This window comes from Algoriphagus sp., from assembly GCF_039969895.1.
In the GTDB taxonomy this organism is placed as follows: domain Bacteria; phylum Bacteroidota; class Bacteroidia; order Cytophagales; family Cyclobacteriaceae; genus Algoriphagus.
Genome location: NZ_JBDVMZ010000010.1, coordinates 119,909 through 139,801, shown reverse-complemented (window position 1 = coordinate 139,801; position 19,893 = coordinate 119,909). Strand labels below are relative to the sequence as shown.

Genomic DNA, 19,893 nt, shown 5'->3' with positions numbered 1-19,893 from the left:
ATTGGCATATTCTATCTTCCCGTAATTATCAAGTGACACAATTACATCATCTTAGGAATGTGATTGTCCACATAGTTGTCAGAAAATAGTCAACGGCATTATCTAAATTAGTAAGCTTAAGAATTGTTGCCGCTTTAGACAGACCAGCCTAACGGCAGCCAAGAGTCTTCGGTCTGGATAAGGGAACAAATTTTGGAAACAGTCAAGATTGCGGATAATATAGTTAGTAATTACTCTTTTCATACAAATAATTCAAACCTTAGTCTTTATTTACTTTTCCATCCCTCTCACATGAAAAACAACCTAAAAAAACTGTTCGTATCTCTGCTAGTTTTGAGCAGCGTGCACTACACCCATGCCCAATCTTATTTTGGTGGCACGGTGGACAATTATTCTGGTATTCATTCTATCCTTGTTAATCCAGGGAATGCTGCTGAATCACGTATGAAACTAGACCTAAACCTATTCTCAGTCAGCGCTTTTGTAGGAAATGATTACCTAAGTATCGATCTGAGTGACATCGAGAGCTTTTCAGACGGTTTTGATTTTGACTCAGATACTGAAAAGAACCCAACTAACGCTAATAATTTCTTTGGAAATGTAGATATCCTGGGACCCTCTGCGCTTTTCAACCTAAACGAGAAAAGCAGCATCGCAATTACCACCCGGGCCAGGGGCTTTTTCAACCTACTCAATATCGCGGGAGAGCTCTATGAACTCACCGCAAGTGAGGATGAGGTAGAAAGCTTTGATCTAACGATGGAAGACCTCTCTGGCGTAGTTCATGTATGGGGCGAGGTAGGAGTCACGTATAGTCGGGTGATTTTGGAAAAAGATAAACATTTCCTCAAGGGCGGAGCTACTTTGAAGTATTTGGTTGGAGCTGGCGGCGTTTATGGATTGAGCCCAATGTTGAGAGGTAATTATGATGCGACTACTGAAATATTGGCAACCAATGGTGAGCTATCTTATGGGTTTACCTCAGGGTTTGACTCAGAAGAAATCAGCTTTAGCGAAGTGACTGGTGGTCTTGGGGCGGATTTGGGAATCGTGTATGAGTTCAGAGATGCAGACAATTGGGATGAAAATCCATACAAACTGAGGCTGGGACTATCTGTGACCGATATTGGATCTATTAACTATAAAGAAACAAGTGACTTCCGATACGATATGAATGCCACTATTGATGCCAATGAATTTGACGAATACGATCTGGAAGACGTACTAGAAAACAACTATAATGGTACAGAAACCTTACAAGACAAGAAGTTTGGTTTACCTACAGCCATTCAGATTTTTGCTGATTACAGCATTACCAACAGATTTTTTGTAAGTGCTCAGGGGGCTATTTCCGTCAGAAAAGTAAGTGATATTCCGGTTAGTAATATCATCAATGCCTTCTCAGTCACGCCTAGATTTGAGATGAGATGGATAAGTGTTTACAGCCCGGTTAGTGTTCGCCAATACGACTCCAGCCTAGCATGGGGATTCGGCTTGAGAGCTGGGCCACTGACCGTAGGGTCTGGGTCTATTTTGACCAATTTGATTTCCAGCTCCTCTAAAACGGCAGATGTTTATGTAGCTTTGAAAATCCCACTTTATAAAGCCTCCCCCTATTGAAAAAAAGGTCTGGAATTGAAATTCCAGACCTTTTTTTGTGAGATTGAGACAATTAATTAAAGCCTCCAATAGCAATTACGGTGGTCACCCACACGATAAGACAGGAGATGAAGATCCCTATGGTATTCGCCAAAAAAGCCTTTTTCTTTTCCATTCCAAAAAGATAACTCGCGATAGTACCTGCATACACACCAGTACCCGGGATGGGCAGGAGTACAAAAAACATCAAGCCCCAGAAACCATATTTTTCCACGTTTTTTCCTGCTCCGGATTTAGCTCTGCGGCCAACAAAAATCGCTGCTTTCTTATAATGATACCATTTCAGCAGGTAACGATTGACAACATCAAGAAAAAATGTCATCACCGGGAAAACCATCACATTTGCAAAAAAGCAAAGCACAAAAGCCAAATAAATATTTATATCATTCAACAAGGCATAAGGCAGGCCTAGTTTCGCTTCCCCAAACGGAGAGATGCTCCATAGCATGGCGACAAGTATATCCAGAAACATGAAGTGGTGATTAAATGCTGCAAAAGTAATGATTTTCCCGTGAGAGTTAATTTCACGCCCGATCAAATCATTGATTTCATAAAACGGTTTTGGCCCAAAAAGTTTCCCATTTTTTGGGAAAGATTACAATTGATGAAAACTTTCCCATAACTCTCCTGATATAGATTGACCTTCTTTACTATTTGCTAAAACGCCTCGATTCAAACTTGAAGAAATAGTATTGGTGGAATTAAAGCTTTTTTGGACAGCCCTCAAAACAATCCCCGTACATCTACAACGTTTCTAAGAGCCTGTGATTTTGCTAGTGTGCTCATAATGAAGGACATGAAAAGATCAAAATAAAAACAAGAATTTAAGCGTGCGCTCAAAAAATGTATTCACAAAACTCGCGTTCCAATTCAATCCAAGAACTGAATGAGGTAATCATGTAGTCCAATACTACCCTTGCTTTTTGAAATCCTCTATAGAATCGTACACTGTAAATATGTTATTCAGCTTGGTGATGATCAATAATTTTTTTACGTGCTCAGAAGGCGCAGTTAAGTAAACTTCTCCGTCTTTATTTCGCATCTTGGTCAGCATCGTGATTAGTAGCCCGATACCACTGGAACTGATGTATCGTACCCCGCTCAAATCAACCACAAATTTTTTGGCTCCATCCTCCAGAGCATCTGAAACCACCTCTACCAACTTGGGACCTACTTCATCCCCTATCAAATCCCCTTGAATAAAAAGATAATGCGCCAGCGCATCTTTGCTTGTGTTATAGGTCAGTTTCATATGTATGTAATTTTTTATGATTATCCGCAATCTTGCCAGTATCCCAAACTCCCTTGCTCAACTCGTCAAAAGTCCTAAGACCGGTAACTGAAGTGGCCTCAATTCTAAAGTTGACCAAATCTTACTTGACTTTAGGCTCTTTATTGGTAGTAATGCGGATACACTCGTGATTTTTTATTCAAAGGTCAGATAATCAAACCTCAAGGTGAGGATAATTTCTCGCGGGTATTTAACTGATAAAGTTTTTTACTGGACAATTAAGAGATTCGTGCTAATATCGGTGATAAGCAGTTTGAGAAATTTTTATTTTAAATAGTTTCCGCTTTTCTATTATCGCAATTCTCCTTGAGACAGTTGCCGTAAAGAATTAAGGAGTGATGAAGAACCTTAAAATTCAGGATTTCCCCTACGGTATTCTGGATATTTTGAATTCGGGGATCACAAAACTCTAGCACCTGATTACAATCTGTACAGATCAAATGATCATGTTGTTTAAAGCCATAGGATTTTTCGAACTGAGCGAGATTTTTACCGAACTGATGCTTGGTGACCAAATCACATTCTACTAATAGATCTAGCGTATTGTACACGGTAGCTCTACTTACACGATAATTCTTGTTCTTCATACTGATGTAAAGTGACTCCACATCAAAATGTCCTGTTCGAGTATAGATTTCTTCGAGAATTGCATACCGCTCGGGCGTTTTTCGGAGCTTCTTATTCTCTAGATATGCTGTAAATATCTTTTTTACCTCTTCGAAGTGAGTAGTATTCAAAGCCATTAGTTGGGTATTTTTTCAAATATAACTTTTGTAAGTAAGAAAAGATTCATTGGATCAATCAAACCTTGAAACCTTTAAAATTCCATCGACACCTACCAAATTCTCAATCAACTTATCCAAATGCTCTGTGCTATTGACATATAGCTTGATCGTACCTTCGAAAATACCCGCATCAGAATCTACTGTGATCGATCGCATATTTACTTTCAAATCATTGGAAATCACCTTAGTTACGTCATTTATCAATCCTACTCTGTCTGTACCTATTATCCTCAAACCGGCCAAAAAGGCGATCTCTTTATGGCTCGTCCACCTGGCTTTGATCACCCGATTGCCGTGGTTAGACAGCAATTCAAGAGCATTTGGGCAGGAAGTTCTATGGATTTTGATGCCCTCATTGATCGTTACAAATCCAAATACATCATCACCGGGGATGGGATTGCAGCATTTGGCGAGAATGTAATCTACCACATCCATATCCTCTCCGATTAAAAGTTGGTCATGATCTGACCCTTTGAGACTTTTAATCTCCTTCGTGAAGGTAGATTCATCCTTTACTTTCTCTTGACTTGATTTATTCTGAAGTTTTTGGGTGGCTTTGAAATCCTTGAATGTCTTGATCGAAGTGGGATCAATGGCTCCTATTCCTACACGGAAATAAAACTCATTGGCCGTCTTCAATTCAAAAAATGCACGAAGTTTCTCTACAGATTCAGAATTAAATTCCATTTTCATCTGCTTCATCTTCCGCTGTACGATCTCCTTGCCATCCAATATCGCAGACTTTTTGTCCTCGCGCAGAGCATCCTTGATCTTAGCTTTCGCCCTAGTCGTGACTACGGTATTCAGCCAATCCTCCGAAGGCTTCTGCTTGTTAGATGTTAGGATCTCTACCTGATCGCCATTTTTAAGTTTGTGAGAAATAGGCACTAGGCGCTGATTTACCTTCGCTCCTATGCATTTTGCTCCTACTTCTGTATGGATTTCAAAAGCAAAATCCAATGCAGTAGAACCAAATGGCAGGACTTTCAAGTCGCCTTTAGGGGTAAAGACGAAAACCTCATCATGAAAGAGATTTCCTCTGAAATCATCCATGAATTCGATCGCATTACCATCGTTGGATTCAAGTAGGCCGCGAACCTGGGTAATCCAATCATCGAGACCTGATGGTCCTTTGCTATTCTCCTTATCCTTGTATTTCCAATGAGCTGCATATCCCCGCTCGGCGATCTCATCCATACGCTCTGTACGGATTTGAACTTCCACCCACTGACCAGTTCCACTCATCACAGTGGTATGAAGTGATTCATAACCATTGGATCGCGGCGTACTGATCCAATCCCGCAGTCTATCCGGATTGGGTCTATAGAAATCCGTGACGATGGAATACACCTGCCAGCAATCTGCCTTTTCACTTTCAAGATCACTTTCCAAAATAATCCGAACAGCAAACAAGTCATATACCTCTTCGAATGGGATGCCTTGCTTTTTCATTTTGTTATAAATCGAAAAAACTGACTTGGGCCTGCCCTTTATCGTAAAATCCAATCCGGTTCTATTCAGTTCTTCCTCAATCGGCAGGATAAAGCTTCGTATAAACTTATTTCTGTAGGACTTCGATTCGTTGATTTTGAATACAATCTCCTTATAGGTAGCCGTGTCGGTATATTTCAAATAGAGATCTTCTAGCTCTGATTTGATCGCATATAGCCCCAGTCTGTGCGCCAGTGGAGCATACAGGTACATTGTTTCCGAGGCTATTTTGAGTTGCTTGTGCCTTGGCATGCTGGATAGCGTTCGCATGTTGTTCAATCTGTCTGCCAGCTTGATCAAAATCACACGGACATCATCCGAGAGAGTCAGCAGCATCTTACGGAAATTCTCCGCCTGCTGGGAACTACCATATTCAAATACACCTGCGATCTTGGTAAGACCGTCGATGATCGTCATGACTTTATAGCCAAATTCTCGCTCAATATCCTCCAACTCCCAGTCAGTATCTTCGACCACATCATGCAACAAGGCTGCTACGATGGATGTGGTACCTAGGCCGATTTCTTCAACACAAACAAGGGCCACTTCCAGCGGGTGATAGATATAAGGCTCCCCAGACTTACGCCTCATGTCCTTGTGTGCCTCGAGAGAAACATTGAAAGCCCTTTTAATCAGTTTGGCGTCTCCATCTTTGAGGACTGGTTTTGCCTGTCTCAATAACCGTCTGTAGCGTTTGAGTATTTCTTTTCTTTCTACTTCTATATCCACTTCAATCATACTAGAGGAATTTAATACAAAAATGGGGCTATCTGCCCATTTAGCATCAAATGACAAATATTTTTTCTCATGCTATTGCATTTTATTTTATAGTACCTACATTTGCATCCACAATTGGATTTGGAAGAATTTTCATTTATCAATTGTACGTATTGCGGATGTGGCGAAATTGGTAGACGCACTAGACTTAGGATCTAGCGCCGCGAGGCATGGGGGTTCGAGTCCCTCTATCCGCACAAATACCGAACCCTCAATCACTCAACTGTCTTCAACAACAGGGTAGGGATTGGGGGTTTTTAGTTAATCTTCATTCTAAAATTTTAAGCTTTGGAAATCACACAAGACAAGCATTCAGCAAATCAAGCTTTAATTAAAATTAAATTAAACGAAGCAGATTACCAACCTAAGGTTGACGCAAAACTTAAGGACTTTGCAAAAAAAGCTAACATCAAAGGATTCAGACCTGGTAAGGCTCCAATCTCTATGGTGAAGAACATGTACGGTACTTCCGTATTGGTAGAAGAGATCAATACTATCCTTAGTGAATCGCTGAATAAATACTTGAAAGAACAAACTTTCAAAATCTTGGGAGATCCACTTCCTCAAGATCAGGGAACCATCGACTGGAAATCTCAAAAAGATTTTGAATTTGACTACAAAATCGGATTTGTGGAGAATGTTGACCTGACACTTGATCCAAAAATCAAAGCCACAAAATATGCTATTAAAGTAGATGATAAGTTGATCAAGGAAACACTTGAGAACCTTACCTCTCAATATGGCAACAGCACTAATCCTGAAGTGAGTGAAGAAGGAGATCATATCTATGGAGACTTGTCAGCCAATGAAGGTAAGTTTGAACAAACTGTTTCTCTGGACTTGTCTAAAATCACTAAAAAACTTGCGGGTAAATTCATCGGTGTGACCAAAGAAGCTGTCGTAGAATTCGATGCAAAAGAGGTGAAGAAAGGACAGTGGGAAGAAGCTTTTGGACTAGATGAAGAAGAAACTAAAGATCTTGATGGAAGCTTGACTCTAACTGTGAAAAACATCAACAGAAAAGAGAGAGCTGAGATGAATCAGGAATTCTTTGATAAGATTTTTGGCCCAGATCAAGTAGCATCAGAGGAGGAATTTGTCACTAAAGTACGTGAGACCCTTCAGGCTAATTATGACAAGGAGTCCAAAGTATTCACTGAGGAGGAATTGAAGAAAGTACTAACTGATGCAGCCAAGGTGGATCTGCCAGAGGCATTTTTGAAAGAGTGGCTTATGATCGCCAATGATGGCAAGGTGACTGCAGAAGATATAGAGAAAGAATTTCCTATGTACGCAAAACAGCTGACTTGGTCATTGATTTCTAATGAGATCGCTACTAAGAACGAAATCAAAGCTGAGCACGAAGAAGTGATCGAGAAAACTAAGCAGATGGTGCGTGAGCAATTTGCAGCATCAGGCCTTGGAGCTCAGATGGAAGACAGCATGGATATGTTTGTGGACAACTACCTCAAAGGAGAAGAAGGTCAGAACTATATGAACATGCTCACCTCCATTCAGAATGAAAAAGTACTGGCTTTTGCCCTAGACAAAATCAGTGTAAATGAAAAGGACTTAAGCATTGACGAGTTCAAGGAACTATTAGCGAAGTAATTCGCTTAAATCCTCATAAAAAAGCTCTTATTCAAGGGCTTTTTTTATTTTTGTTTACCACAACAAACTAGAAAGATGATCAACAAAGAAGAATTCAGAAAGTACGCTATTCACAATCAAGGCGTAAGCGGTACTGCTTTTGACCAGTACACGCAACATATCGAAAACATGACACGCTCAGTTATCGAGGAGCGTCCTCAGAATTTCAGAGAGATTGACGTTTTCTCCAGATTGATCATGGACCGTATCATTTTCCTAGGTACTGGAGTAGATGATCATATTGCAAACATCATCGTAGCACAGTTACTTTTCCTGGAGTCTGTAGATTCTAAGAAAGACGTTCTACTTTATGTTAATAGCCCGGGCGGATCAGTGACTGCTGGTCTGGGAATCTATGACACCATGCAATTTATCAATCCCGACGTAGCTACTATTTGCACGGGTATAGCGGCTTCGATGGGAGCAGTACTGCTCGCAGGTGGAGCAGCTGGCAAGAGATCCGCACTGAAGCATTCTAGAGTGATGATTCACCAACCTTCAGGAGGAATGCAAGGTAAATCCACCGATATGGAAATTTCCTTGAAGTTGATCCTATCCATGCGTGAGGAATTATATGGGATTCTATCCGAGCACACAGGTAAAACCCCTGAACAAATTGAAAAAGACTCAGAACGAGACTATTGGATGAAAGCGCCAGAAGCTAAAGCTTACGGCCTTATCGATGAAGTACTAGTTAAAAAACCAAAATAATGGCTCAAGTTACCTGCTCCTTTTGCGGTAGAAATAAGAAAGATGTAGATCTAATGGTGTCAGGTATATCTGCACACATTTGTAATTTCTGCATTGATCAAGCCCATTTGATTCTTGGCGAGGAAGATAAAACCAAGAAAAAGGATGGCCCAAAACCAAAAATCAAGCTTAAAAAACCGAAGGAACTTACTGGCTATCTAGATCAATATGTAATTGGTCAGGAAGATGCCAAGAAAGTTTTGACTGTTGCTGTTTATAACCACTACAAGCGTCTTTTCCAGAAGGAAGAGAAGGATGAAGTGAAGATTGAAAAATCCAACATCATCATGGTGGGCGATACAGGTACAGGTAAAACCTACCTTGCCAAAACCCTCGCGAAAACCTTAGAAGTTCCTTTCTGCATTGCAGATGCCACAGTATTGACTGAGGCTGGCTACGTGGGTGAGGATGTGGAAAGCATTCTTACTAGGCTTCTCCAGGCTGCGGACTACAATGTGGAAGCTGCTGAGCGAGGAATCGTGTATATAGATGAGTTGGACAAAATCGCTAGAAAGTCAGACAATCCATCCATCACTAGAGATGTAAGCGGTGAAGGAGTGCAGCAGGCAATGTTGAAGCTGCTAGAGGGCACTATCGTGAACGTACCACCTCAAGGAGGACGTAAGCATCCTGACCAGAAAATGATCGCGGTAAATACAGAGAATATTCTCTTTATCTGCGGAGGAGCATTTGATGGAATAGCTAGACACATCGGCAAGCGACTGAACACTCAGCCTATGGGATTCAGCAAAGAGGCCGCAGATGCGGTGGCTGATAGAGAAAATCTACTTCAATACGTGACTGCCCAGGATTTGAAAGCGTTTGGATTAATCCCGGAGTTGATCGGAAGGCTTCCCGTATTGACCCATTTGGATCCCTTACATGCCGATGCTTTGAAAAGGATTTTGACCGAACCAAAAAATGCTTTGGTAAAACAATATGCAAAGCTTCTCAACTACGAAGGGGTGAAAGTCACTTTTGAAGAAAGTGGAATCGATTTTATTGTAGAAAAAGCGGTGGAATTCAACTTAGGAGCAAGAGGTCTTAGGTCCATATGCGAAGCAATCATCACCGACGCGATGTACGACATCCCATCTGATGATTCCATTACGGAATTGATCATTGATGAAAAATACGCTCGGGAGAAATTTGATAAATCTAAGTTCAAGCGACTTCAAGTAGCATAATAGCACAAACCCTGTCTCTTCGGAGGCAGGGTTTATTTTTTGGAAAGGCTTTCCAATATCAATTCAGCAGTAGTCTGAGAAGCACTTGTCTCTCCTATCCTGTCTTTGATCAAATCATAACCTTGCAGCATATGACCTCTATACACGTGGTTTCCCAATATCTGTTGAAGTTCAGCTTTTAACTTAGAAATAGAAAAATCAGTTTGAATAAGTTCTTTTACCACTTCTTTGTCCGCTATCAGGTTGACCAATGAAATGTAGGGGACCCGAATTAGATGCTTGGCTATGGCATAAGAAATGGTACTGGTACGGTACACGACTATCTGAGGAACACGAAACAAAGCCGTCTCCAGTGTGGCTGTCCCAGAGGTAACCACAGCAGCGATGGAGTGAGAAAGCAAATCGTAGGTCTGATCATAAATCACACGAATTCCAGCAGCCTCTCCACGACGGTAAATCTCAGCGCCCAAGTCTCCAACTCCAGCTATTACAAACTGAGCATTTGGAAACTCTTTCACCAACTCAATCATACGATCGAGCATTGCATTGATCTCTTGAGCTCGACTTCCTGGCAGCAAGGCTATGATGGGTTGATAGCTCAATTCGTTCTTTTGAAAGAAAAACTCATGTCCTTGAAATTTTGAAATTTCATCCAGAAGTGGATTACCTACGTAATGCACAAGCATGTCGAATTTCTGAAAAAATGCGGGTTCAAATGGCAGAATAGAATAGATCTGATCAGTATTCGCCTTTAATTTCAGTGCTCGTTTTTGATTCCAAGCCCATACTTTTGGGGGAATATAATAGTGAACGGGAATATTATTTGCCTTGGCAAAGGCGGCGATCTTCATATTGAAGCCACCGTAATCGACTAAAATGATTGCATCAGGATGATAGGCTGAAATATCATTTTTTACAATCGTGAGGTATTTCAATACTTTTCGAAAACCAAGAACAACTTCCAAAAAACCCATTAATGCCACCTCAGCATAGTCAACTGCCAGTTCCACTCCTGCAGCTTTGGAATAGCTTCCACCCATTCCTCTAATCTTCAGATCTGGCCGTTTGGACAAAAGAGATCGTACCAAATTGGAGGCATGAAGATCACCGGAGCGCTCACCGGAGATGATATAAATTTTATGTGTAAATGCCAAGTATGATTTTGGTGAGTGGTTAACAGTAAATAGTAACTTTTGTACGGTATGATGATTAAAAAGACAGAATTACTTTTTAACGATTGAACAGAATAAATCTGCTTTATTCATCATTGCATTTAGCTTTGGATTGATGATCTCACATGTATTAACAACTAGGTCTCGTTCTCCTTTGCTGACCAATTCGCAATCCAAAGCAACCTCTATCCAATGTTGTGTTTCATATTGCTCAGCATCTGAGTCAGAAAGCTTAGAAATAAAATGATTTACATATCTTCTCTTACCCCAACTTTCCGCAAGTTGAGCTCCTACAGATCTTGATGATCTTCTAATTTGATCGGTCAAAGAATACCTTTTTTCAATTGAAAATTTCTTTGAGATAACATAAACATCCTTAGCCAATTGCCTTGATAACTTGTAAACATCGAGCTCATAATAAAAAACTAACATACGCCATAATACTAATTGTTTAAAAATAATCTACAACAAAAACTATTTACAACTCCCTAATCACATTTTCATTACTCCCCAAAGTACTCCACAAAATTTCTCGGAGTCTCATATAGCGTCAACTTATGCAATCCTCCATGAGCGGTGATCTCTTTCACAGCTGGCTCCAAAATTTTCCAGAATTCCATGATGAGATTTTCACAACTGGCCAATTTACCATGCATGAAATCAACATCGACATTCAAATTTTTATGATCCACTTTATCTATTACCAAGGTACGGATCAGGGTGCTGAGCTTTTTCAAGTCAACCACAAATCCGGTATCAGGATCTGGGAGGCCTTTTACCATCACGATTAGCTCGAAATTATGACCATGCCAGTTCACATTGGCGCAGGGGCCAAAAACCTCCACATTCTTTTCATCAGACCATTTTGGATTCCAAAGTTTATGGGCTGCATTGAAGTGTTCTTTTCTACAAACGTAAATCATCTCTAAACAGGAATAGGCGGCAAAGTTAACCAGAAGATGCGGAATATCGAATTCAACGAGTATATCATAAAAAATAAAACCCCGATGAGAATCTCACCGGGGTTTAAACTAATACATGTTAAATGAGATTAATCTCTTTCGCGTAGGTATTTGAAAGTCTCTTGGAACACACATCTGATGGTACCAGTTGGTTGCATCATGTAGTAACTTACTACTAGTGTTTTATCTGTATCAGAAACTATAGTGAACTTATTAACTCCAGAAGGATCCAGTGCTGCAGATCTACCATTTGAAGAAGGCTGACCATAAGCATTTACTACAGAAACTACATTGTCTGAATCATCCATACCGAAAATAGCAGAATAAGAACCATAACGGCTAATACCAGTACCAGTATTGAAGTAGTAATCCTGACCACCATAATAGTGATCCCATCTCTGAACTGTAGTACCAGTGATAGTTCTCAATTCTGCTTCATAAGGATAGATTGGTTTGAAGTTCGCGTTAGTTCTATCAACAAATGAACCTGTTACTTCATAGATACCATCATACTTATTCTTTGCACCCACAGCATAAATAGCTGTCTCAAAGTTTCCAGATATAATACCGAAAGACGATTCAGTGATAGTCAATGGAATTGCATAGCTCTTAGTGAAGTCAAACTTATTAGTGAAGATTTTGATCGTCTTCACCACTTGACGTTGACCCCTAGGGATTGTGACTTCCATTGCATCAATACTATACAGATTTGAAGGAAGCACTTCGTATTTAGTTCCCTCAGAGCTATTGTACTCTGCTAGAGCAGCTTCATCTACTTTGAATTTAACGTTGATATCTCGAGTGTTTTCCTGAGCTCCAGAGTAACTTACGATAATATCTAAGTCAACTGATTCTTGCGCCTTAAATGAACTAACATAAAGTGGGTAAACACTATTCACGGAAGCGATTAGACCAATGTCATAGAACTCTACGACATTTTCTACTTTGTCAGGATCGAAAAGAGGATCCTCATCCAAACAGGATGTAAGTGTCACCATAGCAACAGCAAACAGTCCAATTTTAGTTAATATATTTTTCATATCTATATCTAATTTTTAAATTATTGTGCTTGCCAGAAAATCAATGTTGAAAACTGATTCACTCCAGATGGAACACTAGCAGGATTAAGTTGGAACTCTGAAGATGCATATAACCATCTCACAGGAAGCTCATCAGGTCTAGGCGAAGTGGAGAGAATTGAAGCAAAACTCGCAGTAGGATTAGATGATCCATTAACTATTTTAGGATAAGTAGTTCTTCTGAAATCAGACCATGTCTCATGCGCATTGATGAAATTGTAAGCGATGTATTTCTGAGTAATGATAGCTTCTAACTTCTGTTCTTTAGATGTAGCAAGATTATAATTTACAAGATAGCTGTTTGGATTATCCATTTTGTAAGTTTCAAAATCAGCCTTAGGATCCAATCCAGCTTTCACATTTCCATTGATCTCTTTATATAAGTATCTGAAAGAAGCTATAACACCATTTTCAAATGCAGCTTTGTCATCTCCTGAAAGGAAACCTTTCATATAAGCTTCAGCTTGTAAGAAATAAGACTCAGCAGCAAGCATCATAGGTACGCTAGCTGTTCTACCTTTAAGTAATCCAATAGCATCAGTTGCGTTGGTTCCAGTTCCAGTACCAACATACCATGCGGTCTGATTTGCTAATGCAGCAGGATTATCAACTAGGTTACCCAACTGTCCCTTAGGAGTTCCTGCTGGAAAGCCTCTGTAAGTTGCAGCGCCTCGACCTTCATCTAATAATTTAACACCATTGTAGAATGAGTAAACATATTCTGAAGGGATAGCAGAACGTCCAGATCCAGAAAGCGCACCTGCAGCAGAGGTATGGTACACATCCCAATATGGATTTTGCTTACCAGCAGTTGCAATATAACCTGGGTTAACCTGTGCATCTTCTGTAATGAAACCTAAGCTAGTATTCATAGAAGCAAACTGTGTTGCTGCAAATGCACTAGTCTCAGAAGAACTAGACATTCTGATAAGTAACCTCAATTTCAACGTGTTAGCAAACTTAGCCCATTTGTTAACATCTCCACCGAACATCACATCAGCAGATCCAAGACCATTAGCACCAGATGAGTTGGTTAGCAAATCAATTGCTGTATTCAACTGTGCTACTAAATCTTGATAGATAGCTACTTGATCATCGTAGGCTGGAGTGACATTCTCAGCTCCTTTAAGCCCTTCGGTATAAGGAACATCTCCAAAAACGTCCACTAACATGTGGAAGTCCCAAGCTTTCATGACTCTGGCTACAGCATTGAAATAGGCTTTGCTAGGATCTTCAGCAGTAGTATTGATGATGTACTCATAGTTGATTAGGTCATCATATGTCGCAGACCAAGTTCCATTATAAGAATCTGTAGTGTAGTTGTATGTGACAACCGAACCCCATCCACCAAAACCACCAGCATTAACGGTATAACCATTGATCCACATAGCACTGGTATTATAGGAACGCAACAATGATGCTGTCCTCGTTAGTGCATTAGGAAGTACTAACTCGGGAGTTGCTGAAGTCGCGTCATTAGGATTCACATTATCTCCCAAAAAGGAATCACAAGAAGTGATTGTAATAAGTGAAGCAAGGGTAAATATTTTTAATAAATTTTTCATTTCAATCTAATTAAAATGTTAGGGTGAGAGAACCACCGTAGAATCTAGTAGGAGGTGTAGCAGCAAGAGTTACAATACCTACGGCATTTCCGTCAGAGAAGTTGAAATCTGGATCTGTGTAGATATTAGAATCCGGAGTAAAGATCAACAAGTTTCTGCCTTGAGCTGTAATAGTAGCGCCTTGAAGGAATCCAACCTTGCTCATTAGACTAGCAGGGAAGTCATAAGAAATAGCGACTTCTCGTAGTTTCCAGTAAGCACCATCGATTAGATAGTTTTCAGCAATGTTTCTTCTAAATGAACCATCCGTCCAAAAACCTGCACCACCGTCAGTTACTGTAATATTAGTGTTCTCGATGTACGTTCCAGGAGCCTCAGGATTCTCATAAGATGAATTTGGAATCACAAAACGCTCTCTGTTGAAGTAGGTAGTTGTTTCTCCAGAACCAGAGAAGTCAAATGATCCACCACCACTGTAATAAATATTGTATCCACCTCTGTATTCAGCAAGTGCATACAATCTGAAACCTTTGTAAAGGAATTCAGCATTGACACCTAGTCTGTGTCTTGGCTGAGTATTTCCAAGTTCCACTTGCTCTTGAGCAACACTTGGATAACCTGAGATAGCATCAACTATAATTCTACCTTGCTCATCCCTATTGTACACTGTACCAATCAACATTGGATATGGTCTGCCTTCGATAGCATACACTTGAGCGTTACCACCTGAAGAAAGTTGAAGTCTATCCAAGTCATCTGCAATTTCTTTTACAGTGTTGTCATTGAAGGTATAGTTAGCTCCAATATTAACTTGGAAGTTATTTCTAGCGAACGCTGTTACATTCAACATAGTCTCATATCCCTTATTAGATACGATACCTGTGTTTTGCAAATAGGAAGTGAATCCAGTAGCAGCTGATACTCCAGTAGATATAGTTTGATTTTCTGTCTCTGATTGATAGTAAGTGAATGAACCATTTACTTTACCATCAAATAAGATGAAGTCAGTACCAAATTCAAAAGATGATGTGATCTCTGGCTCCAAATCTGCTGCAACAAGACGATTATCAAGCGTATATCCGGAAAGGCTACCAAACGGGAATCCCCCAGATGGGCTAAATGTAGGATCTAGTTGGTAAGGACCTAGGTTCACCTGACCTACTTGAGAAACACCACCTCTAAGCTTCAATTGACTGATAACCTTATTCTTCAATGCAGGCAGAGCCTCTGAAGCTACAAAAGAAACGTTGGCAGCAGGATAAAAGAATGATCTATTTTCTTTAGATAGTACAGAGACCCAATCGTTTCTACCTGTCAATTCCACAAAAAGGTAGTCGTTATAAGCCATTTTAAATTGACCGAACACACCTACTTGACTAGACTCGGCGTTACTTTCACTTGCTCCTGGCTCGCCTACACGGTTAGAAACATTGTAAAGACCAGGAATTACGAGTCCATTAGCACTAACACCTACGCTCTTAGATTCATTTCTTCTCAACTGATTACCAAGCAATAGGTTGAAGAATAGATTATCACCTACCGGCTTTTTCAAATTAATCAAGAAGTCAGAGATAAGTTGATTGCTGTACCCAGATCCATCAGATACACCACCTGGGATATCTGTCTTCGCAGAAGAAATACTTTTCGTATAATCAGTGAAGGTAAACTGACCAGTCGTATTTTTATTGTATCTAGTTCTATTTGAGACACCTATTCTATAAGTAAAGTCCAACCACGTTAACGGCTTGTATTTCAGCTCTACGTTACCTACCAAATAGTCATTACCTGAATTTTGACGGCTATTGTCTTTTTGGAAATAAGGGTTGTCATAATACTCGTTATAGTATCCGTTCGGATTGGCAAAAGGGTCATTTCTCCAATCTTTGTAACTAGTCAATGGAACATGTGCAGGAGTTTGAAGGATTTGATCATACATACTACCTGTAGCAGTAGTGATGTCATATCTATTCTGAACATAGTTTGTAGAGAGATTCAAGGCAAGTTTGTCATTGAATTTTCTAGTACTGTTAAACCTAATCGAAGCTCTGGTGTAATTATCGCCAGGAGTTGTACCATCGTTATTAAGATATTGAGCAGAGAAGAAGTTGGTTGACTTGTCATCACCACCACTTATAGAAACGTCAGTTTGGTTTGTAACACCAGTCTCCCAGAAATCATTCTTAGAACCTGTGTTAGAGTAAGGAACTGTCTGGATAGAACCATCTTCCAATGGTCTTCCTATCTCTACCATTGATCCATCAAATCGAGGACCATACTGCTGGTTTTCATAAGGAACGTACTGCTGAGGGTATCCACCAGCATATCCTGAACCGAATTCATCCTGAATCTGAGGGAAGAAACTTACCTGCTCCAAATTAACTGTATGACCTACAGTTACTTTAGGAGCACCGGACTTACCTTTTTTCGTTACGATGATCAATGCACCGTTAGAAGCAGCAGAACCGTAAAGAGCAGCTGCGTTAGCACCATTAAGAACAGTGATTTCTTGAATATCTTGAGGATTAAGATTTCCCAAAATAGTATTTGGAACAATCACGTTATCTACTACGATCAACGCTTCGTTGTCACCAGTTAAAGAACGGCTACCTCTCAATATTACTCGCACATTAGGGTTTACACCCGAACCAGTTGTATTGATCTGCATACCTGCTACTTTACCTGTTAGACCAGCCGCCACGTTAGCAGCACGTCCTTGTGCTACATCACGAGTCTCAATACTGGTAGCATTGTAGCCCATCTCTATTCTTCTGGACTCAACACCCGCAGCACCGGTGATCACAACTTCACTCAAGCTCTGCACGTCTGGTTGCAATACAACATCGATGACAGACTGCTGACCAATTGTGATCTCTTGAGTGGTAGTTCCTATGAAACTAAACACCAAAACTGTCCCATTTGCTGGGATGTCCAATGAGTACTTACCATCAATATCTGTGGCAGCACCTACGCTAGTACCTTTTACTAATACAGTTGCACCTGGGATTGGTGAACCATCTTCGCCCGAAGATACTATTCCGGTTACTTTACGCCCCTGTGCAAATGCCACAGCACTTACTAGGAATAGCGAAAGCCCTAGGAGTAAAATTTTCTTCATAAGTTTTATGATTTGGTTTATATTATAACTCAATGATATTCTTATTGATGGAATATCGCAAAACCAAGGCTTGATTATTTACGTACAACCGCAATTGAACATTTTTACAATAATTGGGCATTAACGTCTAGCACGAAATTTTCATTGGTTTGAGAGGATAAAAATTTGGGAATAGAGTCCATTCCCTCCATTATTCTAATGTTAACAAAAGTTAATTTTTTATTAAAATAAAAATTATCAGGATTTAAAACCTAGTTCAAAACTATACCTATTTATATTCCTGATTTTGCCAAAATCACCAAATTTTAAAGGTATAATCACATTGAATCATGTCAAATTATTGCCTTTAATGCGAAATAGATAGAATTATAATCGGATAATTGATTTTTATCAAATAAAAAAACTACGTAGTTAAAAATTAAATTAACTTAATAATTTTAAGCACTTCCTTTGAAAAACAGTTAACCTGCCCGTCCCTCAGTTCTTTATAAAATTTTTATAGTTATTCTGCGGTTCAATGCTTGATTTTCCGCCGTGGTATTTGGCACCATAGGATTGGTATCTCCCTTTCCTTCTACCATTACTCTAGCTTCATGAAATCCATGATTTATCAGGTATTCTTGGACGCTTTTGGCTCGCTGCAAACTTAGATTGATATTATAAGTTGCGCTCCCCACATTATCTGTATGGCCTGAGATTAAAATATTCACATTTGGGTTTTCTGCCAAAAACTTCACTAAACGGGACAAAGAGGAAACAGATTCCGGCCGTAGGTCATACTGATCAAATTCAAAGAATACGTTTTCGAAAACAAACTCCTCCCCGGAAGCGACGGGAACCAACTCAACTTTCAGATCTTTCACATTTTTGATTTGATCGCGATCTACATTATAGATTTTGGGTAGAAATCCTTTTTTCTCAACATATAATCCAGAAATCGCATTTTCTGGATATAGCATGGTGAATGCGCCGGTTTTCCCATCTGCTTTGAACAGGTAGAGCGTGCTATCATTTGTCAGGGACACCAGTGATAAGGTAGCATCGATTGGCGCTCCTGTTTTCGAATTAAATACTTTCCCTTCAGTGACAGTAAGATTTTCACCCAAAGAAATTTCTTCCGGGAATTTGAAGCGGTATAATAAGGAGCGTTCATTCTCTCGTTCTGAAGTAGTCAGCTCAGTGAAATAGGCATAATCTTTTTGTGCCGTGATAAATAAAGCAACTTGGTCTAACTGATCATTAATAGGCAGTCCTAGATTCTGAGGCTTTGTAAATTCCCCGTCCACGACTTTTGACAACTGTATATCCATCCCTCCAAAACCAGGGTGACCATTTGACGAAAAAAACAGAATTTCATTATTGAAGAACATAAACGGGGAAATCTCATCCTTTGGCGTATTCACAACATTTCCGAGATTTTTCGCTTCCGACCAGGTGGCGTCATTTTGCATCACACTATACCAAATATCATTTCCCCCAAAGCCTCCTTTACGATTAGAGGAGAAGAAAAGGATCCTCCCGTCCGCAGATAGCGATGGCTGAGAATCCCAAGATCTGGAATTGACATTTTTGCCCATATTCCTAGGCCGTTGCCACATGCCATTCACTCTGTAGACTATATACAAATCGCAGCTTCCTTCCGAGTCAGGCGCATCACATGAGGTATAGATCAGAATATTTCCATCTGCGGTTACAGAGCAAGTGCCTTCATTATAAGGTGAATTAATTGTTTGAGCTATACTTTGGGGCTTTGACCAATTGCCTTCTGGAGACACAAAAGACATGAAAATATCTTCCTTATCGTTATTGCCGGTTCCATCACGCTTGGTGAACAGTATCTGCTCTCCGTCAGCAGTCAAGACCGGAAAATATTGTAATAGAAATTCATTAAGCGGCTCAGGAAGTCTCTCCTTTTCTATCTCTCGGAAAGTCCCCAACTGAGTAGCCAAAAAATCCATCTGCTCCTTCATCTCTACGTAGTAATGCGACTGCTTGAATGAAGAATCAAATAATGGATCTGCAGCCTGGAATTCTTGAAATGCTTCTTTGAATTTCCCCTGCTTCAAATAAAGATTGGTAAAAACCCAACCTATGTCTGCTCGATGTTTATTTGTAGTGTTTTTCCCTGCGAGTTTGGATCTACCTACGATTGCAGTGCTTTCAGCTTCTTCCAATCTGCCTTGGGTAATCTGTAGCTGCGCTAGTTTGACATAAGCCTCCAAAAAAGATCCCTCCCGGCTAATCGCATCTTTATATTTTGCGATAGCCCCATCATAATTTCGAGAAAGTGTGAGTTCCTCGCCCTCTTGATACATCTTAATCGCTTTGTTATCAATGATAGAAAAGCTTTGCGCTTTCACGAAAGAAATGGTCAAAAAAAGAAGAATTCCTACTAATACAGGGCGCATGG

At 40.0% G+C, this 19,893-nt stretch carries 15 protein-coding genes and 1 tRNA gene; 5 read left to right on the top strand and 11 right to left on the bottom strand.

All coding sequences use genetic code 11. The features are described 5' to 3' along the window. Positions 1–291 precede the first annotated feature (291 nt). A complete protein-coding gene (locus ABJH64_RS05955) occupies positions 292–1,620 on the top strand; it encodes a DUF5723 family protein (RefSeq protein ID WP_348277011.1) in 1,329 nt (442 codons plus the stop codon). A gap of 52 nt (positions 1,621–1,672) precedes the next feature. Here the strand turns inward: ABJH64_RS05955 and ABJH64_RS05950 are convergent, their stop codons facing one another. From ABJH64_RS05950 to ABJH64_RS05935, 4 genes are all read right to left on the bottom strand, one after another. Further along, complete coding sequence (locus ABJH64_RS05950; protein WP_348277010.1) at positions 1,673–2,131, bottom strand: small multi-drug export protein; 459 nt, start codon at positions 2,129–2,131, stop codon at positions 1,673–1,675. A gap of 438 nt (positions 2,132–2,569) precedes the next feature. Beyond that, positions 2,570–2,911 (bottom strand): STAS domain-containing protein, encoded by a 342-nt coding sequence (locus ABJH64_RS05945; protein WP_348277009.1) that lies wholly within the window; start codon positions 2,909–2,911, stop codon positions 2,570–2,572. A gap of 308 nt (positions 2,912–3,219) precedes the next feature. Further along, positions 3,220–3,693 carry a transcriptional repressor gene (locus ABJH64_RS05940; protein ID WP_348277008.1) on the bottom strand — a complete coding sequence of 158 codons (474 nt, stop codon included), beginning with the start codon at positions 3,691–3,693 and terminating at the stop codon, positions 3,220–3,222. 54 nt (positions 3,694–3,747) lie between these two features. Then, a complete protein-coding gene (locus tag ABJH64_RS05935; RefSeq protein WP_348277007.1) occupies positions 3,748–5,964 on the bottom strand; it encodes a bifunctional (p)ppGpp synthetase/guanosine-3',5'-bis(diphosphate) 3'-pyrophosphohydrolase in 2,217 nt (738 codons plus the stop codon). 154 nt (positions 5,965–6,118) lie between these two features. On the opposite strand from ABJH64_RS05935, the gene ABJH64_RS05930 reads away from it, so the two are divergent. From ABJH64_RS05930 to clpX, 4 genes are all read left to right on the top strand, one after another. Further along, positions 6,119–6,200, top strand: a tRNA-Leu gene (locus tag ABJH64_RS05930). Between the two features lie 91 nt (positions 6,201–6,291). Beyond that, positions 6,292–7,614 carry a trigger factor gene (gene tig, locus ABJH64_RS05925; protein ID WP_348277006.1) on the top strand — a complete coding sequence of 441 codons (1,323 nt, stop codon included), beginning with the start codon at positions 6,292–6,294 and terminating at the stop codon, positions 7,612–7,614. A gap of 75 nt (positions 7,615–7,689) precedes the next feature. Further along, the gene (locus ABJH64_RS05920) at positions 7,690–8,364 is read left to right on the top strand and encodes an ATP-dependent Clp protease proteolytic subunit (protein ID WP_283414911.1); all 675 of its coding nucleotides are present in this window, start codon (positions 7,690–7,692) and stop codon (positions 8,362–8,364) included. Next, positions 8,364–9,590: an ATP-dependent Clp protease ATP-binding subunit ClpX gene (gene clpX / locus ABJH64_RS05915; protein WP_348277005.1), complete on the top strand. Its 1,227-nt coding sequence runs from the start codon at positions 8,364–8,366 to the stop codon at positions 9,588–9,590. The genes ABJH64_RS05920 and clpX overlap by 1 nt, the downstream gene beginning before the upstream one ends. 32 nt (positions 9,591–9,622) lie before the next feature. Here clpX and lpxB read toward each other — a convergent pair whose 3' ends face one another. The 7 genes from lpxB to ABJH64_RS05880 all read right to left on the bottom strand — a co-directional run bounded on the left by lpxB (position 9,623) and on the right by ABJH64_RS05880 (position 19,891). Further along, positions 9,623–10,744, bottom strand: a complete 1,122-nt coding sequence (gene lpxB / locus ABJH64_RS05910) for a lipid-A-disaccharide synthase (protein WP_348277004.1) — start codon at positions 10,742–10,744, stop codon at positions 9,623–9,625. Between the two features lie 69 nt (positions 10,745–10,813). Continuing rightward, complete coding sequence (locus ABJH64_RS05905; RefSeq protein WP_348277003.1) at positions 10,814–11,194, bottom strand: four helix bundle protein; 381 nt, start codon at positions 11,192–11,194, stop codon at positions 10,814–10,816. 71 nt (positions 11,195–11,265) lie between these two features. Then, positions 11,266–11,685 carry a 6-carboxytetrahydropterin synthase gene (locus tag ABJH64_RS05900; protein ID WP_348277002.1) on the bottom strand — a complete coding sequence of 140 codons (420 nt, stop codon included), beginning with the start codon at positions 11,683–11,685 and terminating at the stop codon, positions 11,266–11,268. Between the two features lie 128 nt (positions 11,686–11,813). Further along, complete coding sequence (locus ABJH64_RS05895; RefSeq protein ID WP_348277001.1) at positions 11,814–12,764, bottom strand: DUF1735 domain-containing protein; 951 nt, start codon at positions 12,762–12,764, stop codon at positions 11,814–11,816. Between the two features lie 20 nt (positions 12,765–12,784). Next, positions 12,785–14,368: a SusD/RagB family nutrient-binding outer membrane lipoprotein gene (locus ABJH64_RS05890; protein ID WP_348277000.1), complete on the bottom strand. Its 1,584-nt coding sequence runs from the start codon at positions 14,366–14,368 to the stop codon at positions 12,785–12,787. Between the two features lie 10 nt (positions 14,369–14,378). Further along, positions 14,379–17,483 carry a SusC/RagA family TonB-linked outer membrane protein gene (locus ABJH64_RS05885; RefSeq protein ID WP_348276999.1) on the bottom strand — a complete coding sequence of 1,035 codons (3,105 nt, stop codon included), beginning with the start codon at positions 17,481–17,483 and terminating at the stop codon, positions 14,379–14,381. A gap of 485 nt (positions 17,484–17,968) precedes the next feature. Continuing rightward, on the bottom strand, positions 17,969–19,891 hold the full coding sequence (locus tag ABJH64_RS05880; protein WP_348276998.1) for an OmpA family protein: 1,923 nt from the start codon (positions 19,889–19,891) through the stop codon (positions 17,969–17,971). Positions 19,892–19,893 lie beyond the last annotated feature (2 nt).

Excerpts from the sequence above, each read along its gene's own strand:
- ABJH64_RS05955 (WP_348277011.1), top strand. The coding sequence starts at position 292 with ATGAAAAACAACCTAAAAAAACTGTTCGTATCTCTGCTAGTTTTGAGC.
- ABJH64_RS05950 (WP_348277010.1), bottom strand. The coding sequence starts at position 2,131 with ATGTTTCTGGATATACTTGTCGCCATGCTATGGAGCATCTCTCCGTTT.
- ABJH64_RS05945 (WP_348277009.1), bottom strand. The coding sequence starts at position 2,911 with ATGAAACTGACCTATAACACAAGCAAAGATGCGCTGGCGCATTATCTT.
- ABJH64_RS05940 (WP_348277008.1), bottom strand. The coding sequence starts at position 3,693 with ATGGCTTTGAATACTACTCACTTCGAAGAGGTAAAAAAGATATTTACA.
- ABJH64_RS05935 (WP_348277007.1), bottom strand. The coding sequence starts at position 5,964 with ATGATTGAAGTGGATATAGAAGTAGAAAGAAAAGAAATACTCAAACGC.
- ABJH64_RS05920 (WP_283414911.1), top strand. The coding sequence starts at position 7,690 with ATGATCAACAAAGAAGAATTCAGAAAGTACGCTATTCACAATCAAGGC.
- clpX (WP_348277005.1), top strand. The coding sequence starts at position 8,364 with ATGGCTCAAGTTACCTGCTCCTTTTGCGGTAGAAATAAGAAAGATGTA.
- ABJH64_RS05905 (WP_348277003.1), bottom strand. The coding sequence starts at position 11,194 with ATGTTAGTTTTTTATTATGAGCTCGATGTTTACAAGTTATCAAGGCAA.
- ABJH64_RS05900 (WP_348277002.1), bottom strand. The coding sequence starts at position 11,685 with ATGATTTACGTTTGTAGAAAAGAACACTTCAATGCAGCCCATAAACTT.
- ABJH64_RS05895 (WP_348277001.1), bottom strand. The coding sequence starts at position 12,764 with ATGAAAAATATATTAACTAAAATTGGACTGTTTGCTGTTGCTATGGTG.
- ABJH64_RS05890 (WP_348277000.1), bottom strand. The coding sequence starts at position 14,368 with ATGAAAAATTTATTAAAAATATTTACCCTTGCTTCACTTATTACAATC.
- ABJH64_RS05885 (WP_348276999.1), bottom strand. The coding sequence starts at position 17,483 with ATGAAGAAAATTTTACTCCTAGGGCTTTCGCTATTCCTAGTAAGTGCT.
- ABJH64_RS05880 (WP_348276998.1), bottom strand. The coding sequence starts at position 19,891 with ATGCGCCCTGTATTAGTAGGAATTCTTCTTTTTTTGACCATTTCTTTC.